Source organism: Streptomyces sp. Inha503 (assembly GCF_047215865.1).
Lineage (GTDB): Bacteria > Actinomycetota > Actinomycetes > Streptomycetales > Streptomycetaceae > Streptomyces > Streptomyces lycopersici.
This window is the reverse complement of record NZ_CP178360.1, coordinates 5965230-5986582: the sequence shown is the minus strand read 5'-3', so window position 1 is coordinate 5986582 and position 21353 is coordinate 5965230. Positions and strand designations below refer to the sequence as shown.

17 protein-coding genes are annotated in these 21353 nt (G+C 71.2%); 13 read left to right on the top strand and 4 right to left on the bottom strand.

What is annotated here, in order from left to right; genetic code table 11:
- Positions 1 to 64: 64 nt before the first annotated feature.
- Positions 65 to 556, bottom strand: coding sequence for an ATP-binding protein (locus ACJX2R_RS24495; protein WP_413101882.1), 492 nt, complete (start codon positions 554 to 556; stop codon positions 65 to 67).
- Positions 557 to 683: 127 nt separating this feature from the next.
- On the opposite strand from ACJX2R_RS24495, the gene ACJX2R_RS24490 reads away from it, so the two are divergent.
- The 3 genes from ACJX2R_RS24490 to ACJX2R_RS24480 all read left to right on the top strand — a co-directional run bounded on the left by ACJX2R_RS24490 (position 684) and on the right by ACJX2R_RS24480 (position 3239).
- Entirely contained in the window at positions 684 to 1535 is an 852-nt protein-coding gene (locus ACJX2R_RS24490) for a helix-turn-helix domain-containing protein (RefSeq protein ID WP_413101881.1), read from the top strand.
- Positions 1536 to 1546: 11 nt separating this feature from the next.
- Positions 1547 to 1795, top strand: a complete 249-nt coding sequence (locus tag ACJX2R_RS24485; RefSeq protein WP_413101880.1) for a DUF397 domain-containing protein — start codon at positions 1547 to 1549, stop codon at positions 1793 to 1795.
- Between the two features lie 268 nt (positions 1796 to 2063).
- Positions 2064 to 3239 carry a macrolide family glycosyltransferase gene (locus ACJX2R_RS24480; protein ID WP_413101879.1) on the top strand — a complete coding sequence of 392 codons (1176 nt, stop codon included), beginning with the start codon at positions 2064 to 2066 and terminating at the stop codon, positions 3237 to 3239.
- A gap of 55 nt (positions 3240 to 3294) precedes the next feature.
- On the opposite strand, the gene ACJX2R_RS24475 is transcribed toward ACJX2R_RS24480, so the two are convergent.
- Positions 3295 to 5118: a bifunctional metallophosphatase/5'-nucleotidase gene (locus tag ACJX2R_RS24475; RefSeq protein ID WP_413101878.1), complete on the bottom strand. Its 1824-nt coding sequence runs from the start codon at positions 5116 to 5118 to the stop codon at positions 3295 to 3297.
- Between the two features lie 172 nt (positions 5119 to 5290).
- Between ACJX2R_RS24475 and ACJX2R_RS24470 the strand changes: the two genes are divergently transcribed.
- The 5 genes from ACJX2R_RS24470 (at position 5291) to ACJX2R_RS24450 (ending at position 12540) form a co-directional block, all read left to right on the top strand.
- A complete protein-coding gene (locus ACJX2R_RS24470; protein ID WP_413101877.1) occupies positions 5291 to 6385 on the top strand; it encodes a PDDEXK nuclease domain-containing protein in 1095 nt (364 codons plus the stop codon).
- A 51-nt stretch (positions 6386 to 6436) separates the two neighbouring features.
- The gene (gene mshD, locus ACJX2R_RS24465) at positions 6437 to 7369 is read left to right on the top strand and encodes a mycothiol synthase (protein ID WP_413101876.1); all 933 of its coding nucleotides are present in this window, start codon (positions 6437 to 6439) and stop codon (positions 7367 to 7369) included.
- A gap of 307 nt (positions 7370 to 7676) precedes the next feature.
- Entirely contained in the window at positions 7677 to 9929 is a 2253-nt protein-coding gene (locus tag ACJX2R_RS24460) for an RNA degradosome polyphosphate kinase (RefSeq protein WP_413101875.1), read from the top strand.
- Positions 9930 to 10392: 463 nt separating this feature from the next.
- Positions 10393 to 11952, top strand: a complete 1560-nt coding sequence (locus ACJX2R_RS24455) for a CHAD domain-containing protein (protein WP_413101874.1) — start codon at positions 10393 to 10395, stop codon at positions 11950 to 11952.
- Positions 11953 to 12045: 93 nt separating this feature from the next.
- Positions 12046 to 12540, top strand: a complete 495-nt coding sequence (locus ACJX2R_RS24450; protein WP_413101873.1) for an NUDIX hydrolase — start codon at positions 12046 to 12048, stop codon at positions 12538 to 12540.
- A gap of 82 nt (positions 12541 to 12622) precedes the next feature.
- Here the strand turns inward: ACJX2R_RS24450 and ACJX2R_RS24445 are convergent, their stop codons facing one another.
- Positions 12623 to 13648, bottom strand: coding sequence for an aldo/keto reductase (locus ACJX2R_RS24445; protein ID WP_413101872.1), 1026 nt, complete (start codon positions 13646 to 13648; stop codon positions 12623 to 12625).
- A 192-nt stretch (positions 13649 to 13840) separates the two neighbouring features.
- On the opposite strand from ACJX2R_RS24445, the gene ACJX2R_RS24440 reads away from it, so the two are divergent.
- Together ACJX2R_RS24440 and ACJX2R_RS24435 are read left to right on the top strand one after the other, a co-directional pair.
- Complete coding sequence (locus ACJX2R_RS24440; protein ID WP_262704794.1) at positions 13841 to 14689, top strand: helix-turn-helix transcriptional regulator; 849 nt, start codon at positions 13841 to 13843, stop codon at positions 14687 to 14689.
- Between the two features lie 220 nt (positions 14690 to 14909).
- Positions 14910 to 16466, top strand: coding sequence for an APC family permease (locus tag ACJX2R_RS24435; protein ID WP_413101871.1), 1557 nt, complete (start codon positions 14910 to 14912; stop codon positions 16464 to 16466).
- On the opposite strand, the gene ACJX2R_RS24430 is transcribed toward ACJX2R_RS24435, so the two are convergent.
- Positions 16429 to 17241 carry a class I SAM-dependent methyltransferase gene (locus ACJX2R_RS24430; protein ID WP_413101870.1) on the bottom strand — a complete coding sequence of 271 codons (813 nt, stop codon included), beginning with the start codon at positions 17239 to 17241 and terminating at the stop codon, positions 16429 to 16431. The two genes, ACJX2R_RS24435 and ACJX2R_RS24430, sit on opposite strands and share 38 nt — an antisense overlap.
- A gap of 187 nt (positions 17242 to 17428) precedes the next feature.
- On the opposite strand from ACJX2R_RS24430, the gene mshA reads away from it, so the two are divergent.
- The 3 genes from mshA to ACJX2R_RS24415 all read left to right on the top strand — a co-directional run bounded on the left by mshA (position 17429) and on the right by ACJX2R_RS24415 (position 21297).
- Positions 17429 to 18790: a D-inositol-3-phosphate glycosyltransferase gene (mshA, locus tag ACJX2R_RS24425; RefSeq protein WP_262704797.1), complete on the top strand. Its 1362-nt coding sequence runs from the start codon at positions 17429 to 17431 to the stop codon at positions 18788 to 18790.
- Positions 18783 to 19370 carry a YbjN domain-containing protein gene (locus ACJX2R_RS24420; RefSeq protein WP_413101869.1) on the top strand — a complete coding sequence of 196 codons (588 nt, stop codon included), beginning with the start codon at positions 18783 to 18785 and terminating at the stop codon, positions 19368 to 19370. Before mshA ends, ACJX2R_RS24420 begins: the two co-directional genes overlap by 8 nt.
- A gap of 181 nt (positions 19371 to 19551) precedes the next feature.
- Positions 19552 to 21297 (top strand): glycosyl hydrolase family 28-related protein, encoded by a 1746-nt coding sequence (locus ACJX2R_RS24415; RefSeq protein ID WP_413101868.1) that lies wholly within the window; start codon positions 19552 to 19554, stop codon positions 21295 to 21297.
- The last annotated feature ends 56 nt before the right edge of the window (positions 21298 to 21353 follow it).

Sequence of the window (21353 nt, the reverse complement as noted above, 5' to 3'; positions counted from 1 at the left end):
CGTATGGTCATCGGAGCATGTGCCCGGGGCAAATGACCGGTGATCACCCGATTGGGGGAATGGGTCAGGCGGCGATCTCGTAGGCGTTCTGCTGCGGGGTGAGTTCGAACCAGAGCAGCTTGCCGCTGATGCCGAAGAGGTCGTCGGCGAGGGGGTAGCCGCCCCAGTTGTCGGCGCACAGCCGGACGATGAGCAGGCCACGGCCGGAGGTCGCGTCCAGGCTGGCGGCGGCCTCGGTGAGGGCGGTGAAGCGGTCGAGGGGGCTGGGCGGGGCGTCGAAGGGTGCGGGGATGGTGGGGTTGGTGTCCCAGATGCTGACGCGGAGGCGGCTTTCGCAGAGGTGGCGGATACGGAGTTGGGCGGGGCCGTCGGAGTGGCGGACGGCGTTGGTGACCAGCTCGCAGGTCAGGAGTTCCGCCGTGTCGGTTAGTTCCGCCATGCCGTGGGAGGAGAGGACCGCCCGGAGTGTGGCCCGTGAGATCCGTGCGGCCCGTGGGTCGTTGGGCAGGCGGAGGGAGTACGTCCAGGGGTCGGAGGACGGCGGTACGTTGGCCATGGAGTCTCCCTCGGTCGGGCGAAGTTGGGTCGCTTGCGCCCACACCATAGGGCCAGCTGTGTTAGTTCTAACTCCGATACGGAGATATGGCTCACGATTGCCCTCGTGTGGGTGACAAGGGAGACCGATGGCGACCACCAGTAGTCCTACGCTCAAGCAACGACGACTCGGAGCCGAGTTGCGGAAGCTTCGTGAGCGCGCGGGTCTGACCTCCACTGCGGCCGCCGCCGAGCTGGGTGTCCAGCAGGCCCGCGTGAGCATGATCGAGGCGGGCCGGTACGCCGTGGGTGCCGATCGTGTGCGCGTGATGGCTCGCACCTACACGTGCGCGGACGATGACCTCGTGGATGCGCTGGCGGACATGACGGGTGGACGCACGCGGGGTTGGTGGGACGAGTACCGGGAACACCTCCCGGCCAGCTTCGCGGATATGGCCGAGTTGGAGCATCGGGCCCGAGCGTTGCGCGTCGCTCTGGTCATCCACATCCCGGGTCTGCTCCAGACCGTGGACCACGCCCGCGCGGTGATGCGGGAAGCAGCTCCGCCGTTGCGGGCATACGAGGTGGAGCATCGGCTGTCACACCGGATGAAGCGGCAGGCGATCCTCTACGGCGACAAGCCGGTGCCGTACACCGCGATCATCCATGAGGCCGCTCTGCGGATGGAGTTCGGCGGGACAGAGACGGTCCGCGCCCAGCTTGAACACCTCCTCGCCATGAGCGAGATGGACAACGTCACCATCCGGGTGATCCCGTTCGGCGGCGGGACCTTCCCCGGGACCGGGCAATCGTTCGACTATGTCGTGGGGCCTGTACCGCAACTCGACACCGTGCAGCTCGACTCTGCCCAAGGGACCCAGTTCATGGACGCGGAGGCCGAGTTGGCCAAGTATCGGGCTGTCTTGGAACGGATGGAGATGACCGCCCTCAAGCCGCGAGAGTCGCGGGACTTCATCCATGGCATCTTGCGCACCATGTGAAGGGGAGAAGCGTGTCCGGATACCAGTGGCGGAAGTCGTCTTACAGCGCTAACTCGTCCAACTGCATCAACATCGCGTGGCGGAAGTCCTCCTACAGCGCGGACGCAGGCAACTGCGTGAACGTCGCCGCCGACGGCAACGGCATAGTGCTGCGCGAGAGCGACGACCCCGAAGTCGTCCTGACCACCACACCCGCCGCCCTGCGCGCCTTCATACGTGGGGCCAAGGCCGGGGACTTCGACCGCGTCCAGGAAAGTTAGGCGCGACGGTCCGTCGGGAGAGGGAGGGAGAACAGACGGCCCGTCGCGTTCGCGACCCTAGGCTCCGGCGCTGAGCGGGCACTTACCGCTTGCTGAGGCCGGAAAAACGGGAGGCGGGCCGGTCGGCGGCCGGGGTACCGTTCCCCGCATGGACTCGTTCCTTCAGATCTACGGCTGACACGCCGCTCACTCCGGCGCACCGGTGACCACACCCGTGCGCCGGCTCGTCGTGTCCATCTCGCCGTAGACCTGAAACGAGTGATCCCATATGTCCCGTCGCCGTGCCCATATCGCCATGGTCGGCATCCCCGCCATCAGCCACACCCTGCCCAGCCTCGAGATCATCCGTGAGCTCGTGGCGCGCGGGCACCGGGTGACGTACGCCAACGATCCCTTCGTCGCGGACGTCATCAAGCCGACCGGTGCCGAGTTCGTGCCGTTCGAGTCCACCCTGCCGGTCGCCGACAACGACTGGCCGGAGGACCCGATCGCGGCGATGACCCTGTTCCTGGACGACGCCGTCCACGTCCTGCCCCAGCTCCGCGCCGTGTACGACCGCGACCCGGCCGATGTGTACCTCTACGACATCGGCGCGTACCCCGCCCGGGTGCTCGCCGAGACGCAGGGGCGCCCGCTGGTCCAGCTGTCGCCGACGATCGTGGGCTGGGAGGGGTACCAGGACGAGGTGGGGGAGCAGATCATGAGCCTTCCCGGCGCGGACGCGTATCAGGAGAAGTTCGCGACGTGGCTCGTGGAGTCGGGTGCCACCACCACGGACCCGGACGCCTTCTCCGGGCAGCCGCCGCGCTGTGTCGCGCTCATTCCCCGCGCGATGCAGCCGAACGCCGACCGGGTGAACACCGAGGTGGTGACGTTCGTCGGGCCGTGCCTCGGGGACCGTGCCGACCAGGGTGGCTGGGAGCGTCCCGCAGGGGCGGAGAACGTGCTGCTGGTCTCGCTGGGTTCGGCGTACACCCGGCAGGCCGCCTTCTACCGCGAGTGCGTCGCGGCCTTCGGGGATCTGCCCGGATGGCATGTGGTGCTCCAGATCGGAAAGTACGTCGACCCGGATGAGCTGGGGGAGATCCCGGCGAACATCGAGGTCCACAGTTGGGTGCCGCAGCTGGCGATCCTGGAGCGGGCCGACGCGTTCATCACCCACGCGGGGATGGGCGGCAGCAGTGAGGGACTGTACTGCGGGGTGCCGATGATCGCCGTACCGCAGGGCGCCGAGCAGCCGATGAACGCCGACCGGCTCGTGGAGCTGGGGGTGGCCCGTCGTCTGGACACGGCGGACGCCACCGCCGGGGCGCTGCGGGCGGCGCTCACCGAACTCACCACGGACCCGGAGGTGGCACGGCGGGCGGCGCGGCTGAAGGCCGAGGTGGGGGCCGAGGGCGGCACCGGGCGGGCGGCCGATCTGATCGAGGACGTGCTGCGCTGACACGACGATGGCCCGGCCGCCACAAGCGGCCGGGCCATCGGCGGGTGCCCGGCGGTTACTTCACGATCGTGATGCGGTCCGCCTTCGGCGGGTCCAAGGGCGAGGACTGCGACGAGTGCGCGCCCAGGTAGGCCGTGAACGCGTCCAGATCGGAGGCGCCGACGAGCTTGTTCTTGCCGTCCTTGAAGGCGGGGAAGCCGTCGCCGCCGCCCGCGATGAACTCGTTCAGCGCGACGCGGTAGGTCTTGGCGGGGTCGATCGCCTCACCGTTGAGCTTCACCGAGTCCGTGACGATCCGGTCCTTGCCGGACTTGGTCAGGTCCAGGGTGTAGGTGAGGCCCTTGGAGACCTGGAGGATCTTCGGGGAGGCCTCGTTGGCGCCGCTGACCTGCTGCTGGAGCGCGGTGATGAGCTGGGAGCCGGTCAGGTCGATCACGTTCATCATGTTGGTGAACGGCTGGACCGTGAACGCCTCGCCGTAGGTGACGACCCCGTCCCCCTCGCTGCCCGACGCCTTGTAGGCGAGGTCGGAGCGGATGCCGCCGGGGTTCATGAAGGCGAGCTGGGCGCCGCCCTTGTCGGCCGGGGAGAGCGCTTCGAGCTGGGCGTCGGCGATGGTGTCGCCGAGGGGGGTCTCATAGGCGGTGGAGCCGCGCCCGTTGACATCGGCGGAGATGTAGCCGACCGGCTTGTTGGCGATCGGGGCGGCCAGCTTGTTCCAGCGCCCGATGAGCGAGGTCATGTCGGGGGCCTTGGGCTGCTCACGGTCCACGACGTGGTTCGCCGCGTGGGCACCCTTCACGCTCGTCCGCACGATGTCGCCGGTGCGGCGGTCGTAGGTGAGGGTGGTGTCGGTGTAGAGGCGGCCGAAGGAGGCCGCGGAGGTCACCGTGCGCGGGGTGCCGGACGGGTCGGGGACGGTGCAGGTGTACGCCTGGTGGGTGTGGCCGGTGACCAGGGCGTCGACCTTGGGCGTGATGTTCTTGGCGATGTCGACGATGGGGCCGGAGACGCCCTTGCCCGCACCGCCGTTGTCGCAGTCGTAGTTGTACGAGGGGGAGGCGGGCAGCCCGCCCTCGTGGATGAGCGCGACGATCGACTTCACGCCCTCGCGCTGGAGCTCCTTGGCGTACTTGTTGATCGTCTCGACCTCGTCGTGGAACTTCAGGCCCTTGACGCCCTCGGCGGTGACGATGTCCGGGGTGCCCTCGAGGGTGACCCCGATGAAGCCGATCTTCACGCCCTTGTGCTTCCACACGGTGTAGGGCTTGAGGATGGGCTTGCCGGTCTTCTCGTCGGTGACGTTCGCGGCGAGGTAGGGGAAGTCGGCGCCCGGGAAGGTCTTGCCCTTCTCGTAGCAGCCCTCCTTGGGGTGGCAGCCGCCGTTCTGGATCCGGCTCAGCTCGGCGCGGCCCTCGTCGAATTCATGGTTGCCGACGGAGGTGACGTCGAGGTCCAGCTTGTTGAGCGCCTCGACGGTCGGCTCGTCGTGGAAGAGCCCGGACAGCAGCGGGCTGGCCCCGATCATGTCGCCGCCGGCGGCGGTGACCGAGTACTCGTGGCCCTTACGGGCGTTACGGAGGGAGGTGGCGAGGTATTCGGCGCCGCCCGCCGGGATCGTCTTGGTGGTGCCGTCCGGCTGGGTCTCGGTGACGGTGCCCGAGGAGCCCTGCGGGGGCTCCAGGTTTCCGTGCAGATCGTTGAAGGACAGCAGCTGTACGTCGACGGTGCGCCCGGGCCGGTGCTTGTCCGAGGCGGCGGCGCCGGTGTCCGCGCCCGCCGGGCTCACGGCGGTCAGCACCCCGGCCGCGGCGGCCAGCACCGCGACTCCCGTGGCCAACCGGCGTGCCGCCCCGCGCCGTTGAGGTCTCGCTGGCATGTCGTCCCCTTGTATGCCCCGTGATGGATGGTGGAGCGCAGCTTACGGTCAACGCGCGTAGCGGGGCAGGGGGGTGAAGTTAAGAGCTGGTGGCCGATGGTCAACGGTGTGGGATGGCTTCGCCCGTTCGGCGGAAAAGTCCTGATGAGGGGTTTGAGTGGTGGTTCGTTATGTGAGCGTGCGGATCATGCAGAACGAACTAGCGAAGCAGACGCCCATCCCGGCACAGGGGTCCGAGCTCCCGCCGGGCTTCTTCGAACTGGTCGATGACCTCAAGGCGATCGTCACGCAGGCGAGCGTGCGTGCTCAGCTCAAGGTCAACACCGAGATGATCAAGATGTACTGGGAGATCGGCCGGACGATCCTCGACCGGACAGAACGTGAGAAGTGGGGATCAAAGGTCCTTGAGCGGGTGGCGACGGAGCTGCGTACAGCCTTCCCGAATCAGCGCGGATTCTCGCGCAGCAACCTGAAGTACATGCAGCAGATGGCGAGGCTGTGGCCGGAGCCAATTGGCCAACAAGCTGTTGGCCAATTGCCCTGGGGGCACATCACCGTCCTCATGGCACGTTGCAAGACCCGTCCTGAGCTGGACTTCTACGCCCAGCAGGCCGTGCAGCAAGGCTGGTCCCGCGTCATGCTCGACCACTGGATCGACGCTCAGTTGCACCTCACCCAGGGCGCGGCGCTCAACAACTTCGACGCCACGGTTCCGGAGGACTCCGGTGCCGTCAACGAGGTCGTCAAGGATCCCTACCGAGTCGACTTCACTCGGCTCTCCGGCAAGGTGGCGGAGCGCGACCTTGAGGACGCGCTGGTGCAGCAGCTCGTCCGGTTCCTCACCGAACTCGGGGTCGGCTTCGCCTTCGTCGGGCGTCAGTACCCCATCAAGGTCGGGGACGAGGAGTTCCGGATCGACCTGCTCTTCTACCACTACAAGCTGCACCGCTTCGTCGTCATCGAGCTGAAGACCGACAAGGCCCGCCCCGCCCACCTGGGCCAGCTCGGCTTCTACGTCACCGTCGTCGACGACCTGGTCCGGGACAAGGAGCGCGACGATCCGACCCTCGGGATCCTCATCGCGAAGAGCCGCGACAAGAGGGACGATCGAGTACGCCCTGCGGAGCAACAACGCGCCGCTCGCCGTGAGCACCTATGCCGCGCTGCCGCCCCATGTGCGGGAGCTGATGCCCAGCGCCGAGGATCTCTCCCGCATCGCCGACGACATCCTCGACGGGGATGGGGCAGCCGGGTGACTCGCCGGTAACAAATTGGCCAGCAGCTTGCTGGCCAATTGGGCCGCCGTAGGCTCGGCCTCATGAATGACGTGGTGAACGAGACATCTGGGGCCCGGCGGCTCGATGTGCTGGAGGAGCTGACGTCGGCCGAGGTGGAGGGTGTGCTGCGGCTGATCGCGGAGTCCGCGCGGGCCGATGGGCAGCAGGCGGTGTCCGAGCAGGGGCGGCTCCAGCTGCGGGGGCGGCGGGAGGGGGTGCGGCATCTGGTGTTGCGGGAGCCCAGCGGGGAGCTCGTGGGGTACGCGCAGCTGGAGGACACCGACCCGGTGGAGGCGCCGGCCGCCGAGCTGGTCGTGCATCCGGGGCACCGCGGGCAGGGGCACGGCCGGGCGCTGGGGGTGACGCTGCTGAGGGAGTCGGGGAAGCGGCTGCGGATCTGGGCGCACGGGGGACATGCCTCGGCGCGCCACCTCGCGCAGGTGCTGGGGCTGACGCTGTTCCGGGAGCTGCGGCAGATGCGGCGGCCGCTGGGGTCGCTCGCGGAGCTGGGTCTTCCGGAGCCCGCCTTCCCGGAGGGGGTGACCGTACGGACCTTCCGGCCGGGTGCGGACGACGCCGCGTGGCTGGCGGCGAACGCGGCGGCCTTCGCCCACCACCCCGAGCAGGGTTCGCTCACCCAGCGTGATCTGGACGACCGCAAGGGTGAGCCGTGGTTCGACCCGGAGGGGTTCTTCCTGGCGGAGCGGGGCGGGGAGATCGTCGGGTTCCACTGGACGAAGGTGCATACCGAGGAGCGGCTGGGGGAGGTGTACGTCGTGGGCGTGCGGCCGGACGCGCAGGGTGGCGGCCTCGGCAAGGCGCTGACCTCGATCGGGCTGCGGCATCTGGCGGCCCGCGGGCTGCCGACCGCGATGCTCTATGTGGACGCCGACAACTTCGCCGCGGTCGCGGTCTACGAGCGGCTCGGCTTCGTCACCCATGAGACGGATCTGATGTATCGGACGGAGACCTGAGCGAAGGCGGAGACCTGAGGGGAAACCTGGGCGGGTCTGAGCGAAGACGGGGGCCTGAGGGAAACCTGGGCGGGACCTGAGCCCGGGGGCGTGAAGGTGGCCCCGGGGGCGTGAAGAGGGCGGGACCCCTGGGGGATGGGTCCCGATTTCCTACGCGCCATGTGTCCGTTACCGGCGATTCAACCTTGGTTGCGAGCATCGCTGAATGCAGCCCGCTGTGCCGAATTCGTCGAACCGGAGGCTCCGTGCCGTTTCCGCACCCGCTTCCGCCACGCCGTATTCACCTCCGGCGCGGAACAATGAGTTCATGAGCCACACAAGCGGTCAGGCATCGGTTTCCCCGCAGCCCCAGCCCAACTCCCAGCCTTCGGTCGGGTCCATCGCGGCCCACCGGCCGCATGCTGTCGCCGCACCGGTGCGGTCGCTCGACCCCGACCTCGACGCCGACCTGGACTCGTACGAGGAGGGCGTCGGGCCCGGCACGGAGGGCGGCGAGCTGCCGCAGGGGCGGTTCCTGGACCGGGAGCGCAGCTGGCTCGCGTTCAACGAGCGGGTTCTGGAGCTGGCCGAGGACCCGTCCACGCCGCTGCTGGAGCGGGCCAACTTCCTGGCGATCTTCGCCAGCAACCTGGACGAGTTCTTCATGGTGCGGGTCGCCGGCCTGAAGCGGCGCATCGCCACCGGGGTCGCCACCCGCTCGGCCTCCGGGCTTCAGCCGCGCGAGGTGCTGGAGCTGATCTGGAACCGGTCCCGTGAGCTCATGGCCCGGCACGCCGCCTGCTACCAGCAGGACGTCGCCCCGGCGCTCGCGGAGGAGGGCATCCATCTGGTCCGCTGGCCGGATCTCACCGAGAAGGAGCAGTCCCGCCTCTTCACCCTCTTCCGGCAGCAGATCTTCCCCGTGCTGACCCCGCTCGCCGTGGACCCGGCACACCCCTTCCCGTATATCTCGGGGCTGTCGCTCAATCTCGCGGTCGTGGTGCGCAACCCCGTGAGCGGACATGATCACTTCGCACGTGTGAAGGTTCCGCCGTCGCTCTCCCGGTTCCTGGAGGCGTCGCCGCAGCGGTACGTACCGCTGGAGGACGTGATCGCGGCGCATCTGGAGGCGCTGTTCCCGGGGATGGAGGTGCTCGCGCACCACATGTTCCGGGTGACCCGCAACGAGGACCTCGAGGTCGAGGAGGACGACGCCGAGAACCTCCTCCAGGCCCTGGAGAAGGAGCTGCTGCGCCGCCGCTTCGGGCCCCCGGTGCGGCTCGAGGTCGAGGAGTCCATCGACCCGTATGTGCTGGACCTGCTGGTGCGCGAGCTGAAGATCTCGGACGCGGAGGTCTATCCGCTGCCCGGGCCGCTCGACCTCACCGGTCTGTTCGGCATAGCCGCGCTGGACCGGCCGGAGCTGAAGTACCCCAAGTTCGTGGCGGGCACCCACCGGGACCTCGCCGAGGTGGAGTCCGCCTCCCCGCCCGACATATTCGCGGCGCTGCGCGAGCGGGACGTCCTGCTCCACCACCCGTACGACTCCTTCTCCACCTCCGTGCAGGCGTTCCTGGAGCAGGCGGCCGCCGATCCGGACGTCCTCGCGATCAAGCAGACGCTGTACCGCACCTCCGGCAAGTCGCCGATCGTCGACGCGCTCATAGACGCCGCCGAGTCCGGCAAACAGGTGCTGGTGCTGGTCGAGATCAAGGCCCGCTTCGACGAGCACGCCAACATCAAGTGGGCGCGCAAGCTGGAGGAGGCCGGCTGCCACGTGGTCTACGGCCTGCTGGGGCTCAAGACCCACTGCAAGCTGTCGCTGGTGGTCCGCCAGGAGGGCGACACCCTCACCCGCTATTCGCACGTGGGCACCGGCAACTACCACCCCAAGACCGCCCGGCTGTACGAGGACCTGGGGCTGCTGACGGCGAACTCCCAGGTCGGCGCGGACCTCTCCGACCTCTTCAACCGGCTGAGCGGCTACTCCCGGCGGGAGAACTACCGGCGGCTGCTGGTCGCCCCCAAGTCGCTGCGCGACGGGCTGATCACCCGGATCAACAAGGAGATCACCCACCAGCGGGCCGGGCGCCCGGCCTACGTCAAGATCAAGGTCAACTCGATGGTCGACGAGGCCGTCGTCGACGCCCTCTACCGGGCCTCGCAGGCCGGGGTGACGGTCGATGTGTGGGTGCGCGGCATCTGCGCGCTGCGGCCGGGCGTCCCCGGGCTCTCGGAGAACATCCGGGTCCGCTCGGTCCTCGGACGCTTCCTGGAGCATTCGCGCGTGTTCGCGTTCGGGAACGGCGGCGAGCCGGAGGTGTGGATAGGCAGCGCCGACATGATGCACCGCAATCTCGACCGCCGGATCGAGGCGCTGGTGCGGGTCACCGACCCCGGCCACCGCGCAGCCCTCAACCGCCTGCTGGAGACCGGGATGTCCGACTCCACCTCCTCCTGGCACCTGGGCCCGGACGGCGAGTGGACGCGGCACGCCACGGACGCGGACGGCCAGCCGCTGCGGAACGTTCAGGAGATGCTCATCGACGCCCGGAGGCGACGGCGTGGTTCAACGACATGACCTGCCGCCGGCCGGGATGACGGGTGCGGCGGACCCGGCTGCGGATTCGTCTGCCGACCCGGCCGTTGATCTGGCTGGGGAGCTGTCTGCCGACTCGGACGGGGACTCGGCTGCCGGTCCGTCTGCCGACTCGGACGGGGACTCGGCCGGGGACTCGTGCGCCGACCCGGGCGTTGATCTGGCGGTCGGCTCGGCCGTGGATCCGGCCGTGGATCCGGTCCTCGGTGCGGCCGTCGGGCCGTCCGGCCTGGGGAAGGACGGCGTGACGGACCGGGCGGCGGCTTCCGCGGCTTCGACACCCTCTGCTTCGGGCGCTTCCGGGGCTTCGGCACCTTCCGCCGCTTCGGCGGCTTCTGCGGCTTCGGCAGCGGCTTCGGGGGCTCCGGCGGCTTCCGCTGCGGCTTCCGGGGCTTCGGCTGCGCCTTCGGGAGCGCCCGCGTGGGAGGCGGCGACGGCCGGGGAGGTGCTGTCGGCGTACCTGCACGCCCAGGCCGGGGACTTCCTGCGCAGCCTGCGGCTGCACCGCGAAAGCGGCTCCGACGTCCAGGAGGCGGCCGAGGCCGCCCGGCTGCTGCGCCGCGCCGCGCGGCGGATCAGCGGCGCGCTCTACGTCTACCGCCCGATCACCGACACGGCCTGGTCCGATGGGCTGCGGACCGAGCTGGCCTGGCTGTCCGGCACGCTGGCACGGGAGCACGCCTACGCCGAGCGGCTGGACCGGCTGCGCGGCGCCCTGTACCGGCTCTCGGGCGCGGGCGGCCCCTCGGACCGGTCACCGCAGGGCGAGGGAGCGGCCGCCGACGCCGCGAGCCCGGGTGAGCGACCCTCCGACACACAGCCAGTGGGCGCGGCGCACGCCACGAGTGGCGCGAGCGCCGCGCGTACCGCGCGCGGTGGGGTCACGGTCGCGTTCGACGGCGCGGGCGGCCCCACCGGCACGGCGGGCCCGATTCCCCGCTCCACCCGTGCCTCCCGCCGCAGCGTCTCCCTGGCCGCAGGCGCGCCGGGAGGCGGGGCCGCGGACCCTGTCGGGGGGCAGGGTGCGCGGCCCGGTCCGGCCGACGCGGGCGGCGGCGCCGAGGGCGCGACCGGAACGACCAGGGACCGGAACAGAGACCGGGACCGAGACCGGGACGAGGGCCGGACGGCCGGACGGCGCCGCGGTGAGCGCGGTGAGCGCGGCGACAAGGGCGGCCGGGGCGCCAAGGGCGAGAAGGGCGAGCGGCCCGGCCAGCCGGGCGCGGCCCATCAGCGGGCCGGTGCCGAGGAGGAGGCCCGCGGCGGGGCGCTGACCGTGGGCGCGGCCCGCGCCGGAGCGCTGCTGGAGCGCCAGCTCACGCTGGCCCGGACCCGGGCCCACACCGCCGCCCTGGAGGCGCTCGGCTCCTCCCGCTTCCACGCGGTCGCCGACACCGTCGCCCTGCTCGCCTCCGACGTCCCGCTCGACGAGGCCAACGCCGCCCGCCCCGCTGGGCAGGTGCTGCCGCCGCTCGCCGAACTGGCGAACCGGCGGCTGGCCGAGTCGGTGGAGGCGCTGCCGCTGGTCCGCGCCGGGCATCCGTACAACGCGGAGGCGCTGGTCCACGGCCTGGCGGCGACCCCGGCGGCGGACGCCCCGCCCGCCAGCGAGCGCCAGGACGCCCCCTGGCACCAGGTGCGCCATCTGCTGCGGCTGCGGCGGTACGCGCTGGAGGTGCTCGACCAGGCGTGGCAGCAGCCGGACGGGGCGAGCGGGCCCAACGGCTCCGGTCCGGGCGGCTCAGGGCCCGGCGGCTCCGGACCCGTGGACGCCGAGCTGCCGCTGTCGGTGCGGCTGCTGGCTGCCGGGCAGGCGCTGGAGCGCCACCGCGACGCGGCCGAGGCGGCCGCCGCCGCGGCAGCGGCCGCCCGTACGCCCCGGATCGCCCCGGCGACGGCGTACGCGCTTGGGGTGCTCCACGCCGATCAGCGGCATGAGGTCGAGGCGGCCCGCTTCGCGTTCGGCCGGATCTGGCGGCGCGTGTCCGCCGCCAGAGCCTCCTGACGGCCTACGGCCCGTACAAGCGGAGAACCGGACAGCGGAGAACCGGACAGCGGAGAATCGGACAGCGGAGAACCGGGGAGGGAGAGACGGCGGATGAACTGGCGGAATTCCCGCGCTGACGGGCTGGTCGGAGCGGACACCGGAACGGACGCGGGAACGGACACCGCAACGGACACCGGAACGGTCCTGGCGGCGGGCTGCGTGCTGTGGCGCCGCTCCCCGCGCGGCGGCGGGCTCGAGGTCGCCCTCGTCCACCGCCCCCGCTACGACGACTGGTCGCATCCCAAGGGCAAGCTGAAGCACGGCGAGGAGGCGCTGCACGGTGCGGTGCGGGAGGTCGCCGAGGAGACCGGTATGGGGTGCGCCCCGGGGGAGGTGCTGCCCACCCTCCACTACATGGCCAAGGGCCGCCCCAAGCAGGTCCGCTACTGGGCGGCGGAGGCGGTCGACCACGACGAGCCCTTCGTGCCCAACCGCGAGGTCGACCGCCTGGTCTGGCTGCCCCCGGACGCGGCCCGCCGCCGCCTCACCTACGACCACGACCGCACCCTCATCGACGCGCTGCTGCACACCCTGCCGCCGTCCTGAACGACGGCCCGGTGCCCTGCCCGGTGGGCGGCTCGTCTGCCCGGCGCCGTCTGCTCAGCGCCGTCTGCTCGGCGCCGTCTGCTCAGCGGCGGCGCAGGCTCTTGTCCGCGAGCGCCGGCGGCACGTAGTAATTGTCCGCCCGGTTGAGGTCCGTGCCCGGCGGGACGATCTCGTCGATCCGGTCCAGGACGTCCTCGCCCAGCTCCACCTCGGACCCGGCGAGCAGATCCTCCAGATGCTCCATGGTGCGCGGGCCGATGATCACCGAGGTGATGGCCGGATGCGCCCGTACGAAGGCGATGGCCATGTGCGGCAGCGAGAGCCCGGCGTCGGACGCCAGCCCGGCCAGTGCGCCGACCGCCTCCAGCTTGCGCGCGTTGTCGGGCAGCGACGGGTCGAACTTGTGCCTCTCCACGGCCGCCCGGCCGCCCGACAGATCGATGTCGGACGCCTTGGTGTACCGGCCCGTGAGCCAGCCCGCCGAGAGCGGACCCCAGCTCAGCACGCCCATCCCGTACTTCCGCGCGGTCGGCAGCACCGCCGCCTCCACGCCGCGCGCCAGGATCGAGTATGGCGGCTGCTCGCTGCGGAACCGTACGTGCCCGCGCCGCTCGGAGACCCACTGGGCCTCCACGATCTGCTCCGCCGGGAAGGTGGAGGAGCCGACGGCGCGCACCTTGCCCGCCCTGACCAGGTCGGACAGGACCGACAGCGTCTCGTCGACGTCCGTCGTCGGGTCCGGCCGGTGGATCTGGTAGAGGTCGATGTAATCCGTGCCCAGGCGGCGCAGGCTGTTCTCGACCTCCTGGGTGATCCAGCGCCGTGAGTTGCCGCCCTCGTTGGGGTCGTCGCCCATCGGGAAATGGGCCTTGGTCGCGAGGACGATGTCGTCGCGACGGCCCTTGAGGGCCTTGCCGACGATCTCCTCGGACTCGCCCTCGGAGTAGGCGTCGGCGGTGTCGACGAAGTTGATGCCCGCGTCGAGGGCGCGGTGGATGATCCGTACCGAGTCGTCGTGATCGGCGTTGCCCAGGGCGCCGAACATCATCGCGCCCAGGGCATACTCGCTCACCGAGATGCCGGTTCCGCCCAGGATCCTGCGCTTCATGGCAGCTGCCTTCCTTTGCCTTCCGTGGCTCTTGCCTTCTGTGGCCTTTGCCGTCCGTGGCCTTCGCCTTCTGTGGCGTCCTGCGCCTTCAGCCTCGGCGCCGGGCGGGGACCTCACCAGGCCCGGCTCAACCTGGGTCTGCCAGAACCACCTGTCCGGCCCAGAATCCGGCGTTCCCCGGATAATGGAGCGATGGGCCATTCCGAACCGGAGATCAAGGGGTTTCTCAAGGCGCGCCGCGCCGCGCTCGACCCGGCCGAGCTGGGGCTGCCGGACGGGGTCGTCCGGCGCCGGGTGCGCGGTCTGCGCCGTGAGGAGGTCGCTCAGCGGGCCGGCATCAGCGTCGACTACTACACCCGTATCGAGCAGGGCCGGGCCCCGGCCGTCTCGGACTCGGTGGTCGACGGGCTGGCGCGGGCGCTGCGGCTGACCCCGTCCGAGCACACCTATCTGCGCAACATCACCCTGCCCCGGCGGCGCGCCGGGGAGCCCGACCCCGACCCGCGGCCGAGGGTGCGGCCGGAGATCCAGCAGCTGCTGAACGCGATGGACGGCACCGTCCCGGCCTATGTCTACGGACCGGCGATGGACGTCCTGGCCTGGAACACCCTCGGCACCCGGCTCGGCATCGACTACGCCGCGATCCCCGAGGAGCGTCGCAACGGTCCGCTGCTGGTCTTCCTCGACCCCCGGATGCGGGAGATCCATCCGAACTGGGCCGAGGTCGCCGATGACACGGTGGCCGGGCTGCGCGCGGAGACGGGCCGCCACCCGGGCAGTTCGCGGGTGTGCCGGGTGACCCATGAGCTGCTGGAGCGGAGCGAGGAGTTCCGGCGGCGGTGGGAGGCGCAGGCGGTGCAGGAGCGGACGCGGGGCGTCAAGCGGTTCCGCCATCCGGAAGCGGGGGAGCTGGTGCTGCGGTTCGAGGCGTTCGTACTGCCCGCGGATCCGGGGCAGATGCTGTGCACGTACACGGCCGACGAGGGGTCGGCGACGGCGGAGGCGCTGAAGGTGCTGGCGGGCGCGGCGGCGGTGGCCTGAGCCCGGCCCGGGGCGCGGCGGCGTTGGCCTGAGGGCCACCGATGGCCCGAGCCGCGCTCCGCCCTCCTCGCCTTACGACCGGGGCCGCGTCCCCGGCCACCGTCCCTTGCCGCCGTCCCGTTTTGCCTCGGCCCACCTCCTTGACGCGACTGGAAACTTTCCTTACTTTCATTCCCTCCCACGGTGGCGCCAGTGGCGCGAGAGGGCAATGGAGGTCCGGATGTCCGGCACCGAGGGCGGATTCGTCCGCCGTATCGGCCTGTTCCAGTCGACCGCCATCAACATGAGCCAGATGTGCGGCATCGGGCCGTTCGTCACCATCCCCCTCATGGTCGCCGCCTTCGGCGGACCACAGGCCGTCATCGGCTTCGTCGCGGGCGCGGTGCTCGCGCTCGCCGACGGGCTGATCTGGGCCGAGCTGGGCGCATCGCTGCCCGGGGCCGGGGGCAGCTATGTGTATCTGCGTCAGGCGTTCCAGTACCGCAGCGGCAAGCTGATGCCGTTCCTGTTCGTCTGGACGGCGATGCTGTTCATTCCGCTGATCATGTCCACGGGTGTGGTCGGTCTGGTGCAGTATCTGGGCTATCTGTGGCCGGATATGACACAGACCCAGGGCGATCTGGTCGGCATCGGAGTCATCGTCCTGGTCATCGGGCTGCTGTGGCGGGGTGTCGAGCACATCGCCCGGATCACGGCCGTCATGTGGTGCGTGATGATCGCCTCGGTGGTCCTGGTCATCGTGGCGGCCTTCAGCCACTTCGACGCGGGGCAGGCGTTCACCTATCCGGACCACGCCTTCGAGTTGACCAGCGGTCACTTCTGGACCGGGTTCGCGGCGGGCCTGACCATCGGCATCTACGACTACCTCGGCTACAACACCGCCGCGTACATGGGCGCCGAGATCAAGGACCCCGGCCGCACCCTGCCGCGGGCGATCGTCACCTCGATCGCCGGGATCATGGGGATCTACCTGCTGCTCCAGATCGGCACCCTCGGCGTCGTCGACTGGCATGAGATGACCGACCCCGACTCGGTGGCCTCCCAGTCCGTCGCGTCGGCGGTGCTGGAGGAGACCTGGGGGAAGGGCGCGGCCGACGTCGTCACCGTGCTCATCCTCATCACGGCCTTCGCGTCCGTCTTCGCCGGGCTGCTGGGCGGCTCCCGGGTGCCGTACGACGCCGCCCGCGACCGGGTCTTCTTCCGGCCGTTCGGCACGCTCCACCCGCGCCATCGCTTCCCCGTGCTGGGCCTGGCCACGATGGGCGTCGTGACGGCGATCGGCTTCCTGATCGGCCGCCACACCGATCTGGCCACGCTCATCCAGCTGCTGACCACGGTCATGGTGATCGTGCAGGCCCTGGCGCAGGTCGTCGCCGTCACGGTGCTGCGCCGCCGCCAGCCGGGCCTGCGGCGGCCGTACCGGATGTGGCTCTATCCGCTGCCGAGCGTGGTGGCTCTGGTGGGCTGGCTGGTGATCTACGGCTACGCGGACAAGAACTCCCCCGGACGGCACCCCATCGAATGGTCGCTCGCCTGGGTCGCGGCGGGGTGTGTGGCGTTCGTGCTGTGGGCGCGGCTGGAGAAGGTGTGGCCGTTCGGCCCGAAGGAGATCAGCGAGGAGTACGCGGCGGGGGCCGACCCCGACACGGAAGGCGGCACCCCGGGCACGGCGAACACCCCGGGCGGCACGGGGAGCGGCCCGGACGGTCCAGACGGTCCGGATGGCCCGGACGGCGCCGTCAGCCCCGGGGCGCCAACGCCTCCCACCGCACCGTGACCTCGCCCTGGCGCCAGCGCCGTGGGCCGTCGGTGAGCGGCCAGCCCTCGGCGCGCAGCGTCTGGGCGCTGCGTATCCAGCGCTGACGCGCGCTGAGCGGCGCGTACGGGGCGGCGGCCGCCCAGGCGCGGTCGAAGTCGCGCAGGAAGGTGTGCACCGGCTCGCCCGGCACATTGCGGTGGATCAGCGCCTTGGGGAGCCGTTCGGCCAGGTCGGAGGGGCGTTCCAGGGAGCCGAGGCGGGCCGCGAAGGTCACGGTGCGCGGGCCCGACGCGTCGAGCGCGACCCATACGTGCCGCCGCCCGATCTCGTCGCAGGTGCCCTCCACCAGCAGTCCGCCGGGCGCCAACCGGGCGCACAGCCGCCGCCACACGGCGGCGACCTCGCCCTCCTCGTACTGCCGCAGCACATTGGCCGCCCGGATGAGCGTAGGGCGGGCCCCGCCGGGCAGCGGCACCTCGAAGCCGCCGTGCGCGAAGCTGAGCCCCTCGCGCTCGTACGGCCGCGCGGCGAGCACGCGCCCCGGGTCGATCTCGACCCCGACGACGCGGGCCCCGGCCCGTACGGTCCGCAGCCGGTCCAGTAGCTCCACGGCGGTCCACGGAGCCGCCCCGTAGCCGAGGTCCACCGCCACCGGCGCCTCCGCGGCCCGGCGCAGCGCGGGCCCGTGCGCCGTCGCGATCCACCGGTCCATCCGGCGCAGCCGGTTGGGGTTGGTGGTCCCGCGGGTCGCCGAACCGATCGGACGGGACGGCGGGGGAACGCGGGCGGGCATGGCGCTGAGCCTATGCCGGGGCGGAGGGGGAACCCGTGTCGGGGCGGACGCTGAGCCTGCGGCGGGCCGGACGGGGAGTGTCCGTCGGACATCAGAACGTCACACTTTGGCAAAGCGGAAATGGGAACCATGCGTTCCGGTGTTGAAGCGCTGGAGGGAGCCCGCCCCGGCAAGGAGGTAACGCGCGGTGAGCCAGCACGCGTCCCGGCTCGGCGGCCTGCGAGGCCGGTCCCACATACCGTTCGGCGCCCCGTCCCACCAGCGGCTTCGCCGCATTCCACGGCGGCCGCGGCGGATCGCGATGCTCAGCGTCCACACCTCGCCGCTGCATCAGCCCGGCACCGGCGACGCCGGTGGCATGAACGTCTACATCGTGGAGCTGGCCAGGCGCCTGGCCGCCATCGACATCGAGGTGGAGATCTTCACCCGCGCCACCACCGCCGCGCTGCCCCCGGCCGTCGAGCTGGCTCCCGGGGTGCTCGTCCGGCATGTGGACGCGGGGCCCTACGAGGGTCTTGCCAAGGAGGATCTCCCGGCCCAGCTGTGCGCGTTCACCCACGGCGTCATGCAGGCGTGGGCCGGGCACCGGCCGGGCCACTACGACCTCGTCCACTCCCACTACTGGCTCTCCGGCCACGTCGGCTGGCTGGCCGCCGAGCGCTGGGGAGTGCCGCTGGTGCACGCCATGCACACCATGGCCAAGGTCAAGAACGCCGCGCTGGCCGCGGGCGACACTCCCGAGCCCGCGGCCCGCGTCATCGGCGAGCAGCAGATCGTCCGCGCCGCCGACCGGCTGATCGCCAACACCGCCGAGGAGGCGGAGGAGCTGGTGCGCCACTACGAGGCGGCGCGCGAACTGGTGGCGGTCGTCCACCCCGGGGTGAACCTCGACCGCTTCCGGCCCACCGACGGCCGGGCCGCCGCCCGCGCCCGGCTGGGGCTCCCGGCCGACGCGCTGATACCCCTCTTCGCCGGGCGCATACAGCCGCTGAAGGCCCCCGACATCCTGCTGCACGCCGTCGCCCACCTCCTGGAGGAGGACCCCTCGCTGCGCGAGCGCATGGTCGTGCCCGTGGTCGGCGGCCCCAGCGGCAGCGGCCTGGCCAAGCCCGAGGGGCTGCACAAGCTGGCGGCGCGGCTCGGGATCTGCGATGTGGTCCGGTTCCGGCCGCCCTGTGCGCAGGACGAGCTCGCGGACTGGTACCGGGCGGCGTCCGTGCTGGTCATGCCGTCGTACAGCGAGTCGTTCGGCCTGGTGGCCATCGAGGCGCAGGCGTGCGGCACCCCGGTCGTCGCGGCCTCGGTGGGCGGGCTGCCGGTGGCCGTACGGGACGGGGTCAGCGGCACGCTGATCGACGGCCACGACCCCGCCGACTACGCCCGCGCCCTGCGCCCCTTCGTACAGGACCCGGGGCGGGCGGACCGGATGGGCGCGGCGGCGGCCCGGCACGCCCAGTCCTTCGGGTGGGACACGGCCGCCGCGGCCACGGCGGAGGTGTACACGGAGGCGATGCGCGAGCGGCGTCGCCTACGATCGGCCCATGGCTGACCCCAAGGCTGACCCCATGGCCGAGCCCAAGGCTGACCGTAAGGCCGACACCGCTCCTGAAGCCGACCGTAAGGCCGACACGGCCCCCGAGGCCGACCCCCGGGCCGTCATCGAGCGGACGCTGAACGACGCCGAACTGGAGTGGGAGAGCCCGGAGGACGGCACGTACGTCATCACGCTCCCGGGCACCCGCAAGCTGTCGACCACCTGCTCGCTGCGGGTCGGCCGGCACTCCCTCTCGGTCAACGCCTTCGTCGTCCGCCACCCGGACGAGAACCACGAGGCGGTCCACCGCTGGCTGCTGGAGCGCAACACCCGGCTGTACGGGGTGAGTTACGCGATCGACCAGCTCGGCGACATCTATCTGGTGGGCAAGCTGCCGCTCGCGGCCGTCACCCCGGAGGAAGTGGACCGGCTGCTCGGCACGGTGCTGGAGAACGCGGACGGCAGCTTCAACACGCTGCTGGAGATGGGGTTCGCCACGGCCATTCGCAAGGAGTACGCGTGGCGTACCTCGCGGGGCGAATCGACGCGGAATCTTGAGGCGTTCAGCAATCTGACCCGGGATACGGCGAAGTGAGCGACCGGGCCCCGGCCCGGTCCGCGTCCGGCGCCCATCTCTGACGTCCGCCTTTCTGCTTGATCCACGTTGACCTACGCCTATCCTGACGCGACCCCTTCCGCGCAGGCCTACCCCATGGCATTCTCACGCCGTCTCTCACCTGAACTGCGTTCACATCCATGGAAGGCGGAGCTGGCTCATGGGCATGGAGATCGACAGAAGGCAGTTGCTCGGCGGTGCGATGGGACTCGCGGCGGGCGCCACGCTCCTGGGGGCGGGGGCCCCGCTCCTGACCGCCACGGACGCGGCGGCCGCCGCCGCACCGGGTATGCCGGGCGGGAGCCGTACGTCCTCCGGGGCGGGCCCGTCCGGCGGGGCCCGTACGTCCGCCCTCTGGAGTGAGTTCCGCGCCCACCCGTACACCCACCCCCAGATCCCCTACGTCGGCCGCGCCGGATACCTCGGCGGTCGCACGAGCTTCCCCCGCCTGCCCGTCGTCGCGGACGTCCGCGCCTTCGGCGCCCGCCCCGACGGTTCCGCGGACGCCGCCCCCGCGATCAACCGCGCCATCGCGGCGGCCGGTCGGCGCGGCGGCGGCACGGTGCTGGTGCCGCCCGGGACGTACCGCGTGGACGACGTCATCCGCCTCGGCCACGACAACGTCGTACTGCGCGGCGCGGGCAGCGGCCGCACCACCCTCCACGCGACCCGCAACCTCACCGAGCTGATCGGCCCGTACGGCAGCCGCTACGGCGGCGACAAGTCGTCCTGGTCCTGGGCCGGCGGGCTCATCTGGATCTGCCCGGACGCCCGCTGGCGCTCCCTCACCGGCGCGATCCGGGCCCAGGCGTGGCCGTTCGAGGGCTGGACCGGCAACCGGCGCGACGAGTGGCACGCCCTTACCGATGTCGCCGCCCCCGCCCGCCGCGGCGACTGGACGGTGACCGTCGAGGACCCGTCCGCCCTGCGCCGCGGCGACCGCGTGCTGCTCCAACTCACCGATGACGACAGCCACTCGCTGCTGGCCCATATGGCCGGTGACGTCGAGGGCGCCGCCGACTACGTCTGGACCGACAAGACCAAGCTCACCTCGTACGTCCCCTATGAGTGGCCGTGCCGCGTCGTCGCCGTCGACCGGCGCCGCCGCCGGGTGACCCTCGACCGCCCGCTGCCGCTCGACGCCCGGCCCGTCTGGAAGCCCCGGTTCACCACGCTGGTGCGCCCGGTCACCGGCTCCGGGGTCGAGGGCATCACCCTCGACGTCGTCGAGACCCCGCAGTCGCGGCACCTGCTGGACAAGGGGTACAACGGGGTCGCGTTGCAGTGCGCGTGGGACTGCTGGGTGGACGACGTGAGCGTCAACAATGTCGACAACGGCTTCCTGCTCGTCGCCGCCAAGGCGTGCACCCTGCGCCGCACCCGGGTGACGGGCCGCGGCAGCCACCATCCTTACTGCTGCCGCGAGGGCTCGCACGACAACCTCGTGGAGGACTTCGTCCTGGCCCAGCGCACCGTCCCGGCCCCGGCGGGGACACAGCTGCACGGGATCAACGTGGAGGGGCTGTCCAGCTACAACGTCTGGTCGCGCGGCCGGATGGAGATGGGCACCTTCGACACCCACCGCGGGATGCCCTTCGCCAACGTCCGTACGGAGATCACCGTGGACAACACGGGGTCGCACGGCGGCGACGCGAGCGCCGGTCCGCTCTACGGTGCGCGGTTCGCCCACTGGAACGTCACGGTCACCAATCAGCGGGCCGGGTGCGTCAAGATCGACGACATCGCGCCGTACAGCGCGACGGTCGGGATCAGCGAGGTGCGGCAGTTCGGCCAGATCGACGTCCCGGACTTCACCGGTCCGCTCCACTCCCGTATCGAGTCCTACGGCCACCCGGAGGCGGTCCACCCCCGCAACCTGTACGAGGCGCAGCGCGCACTTCGCTGACATCTCCCCGTCTCCCCCGCTCCCCCCATCTCCCCCATCTCTCCTGAAACATCGTG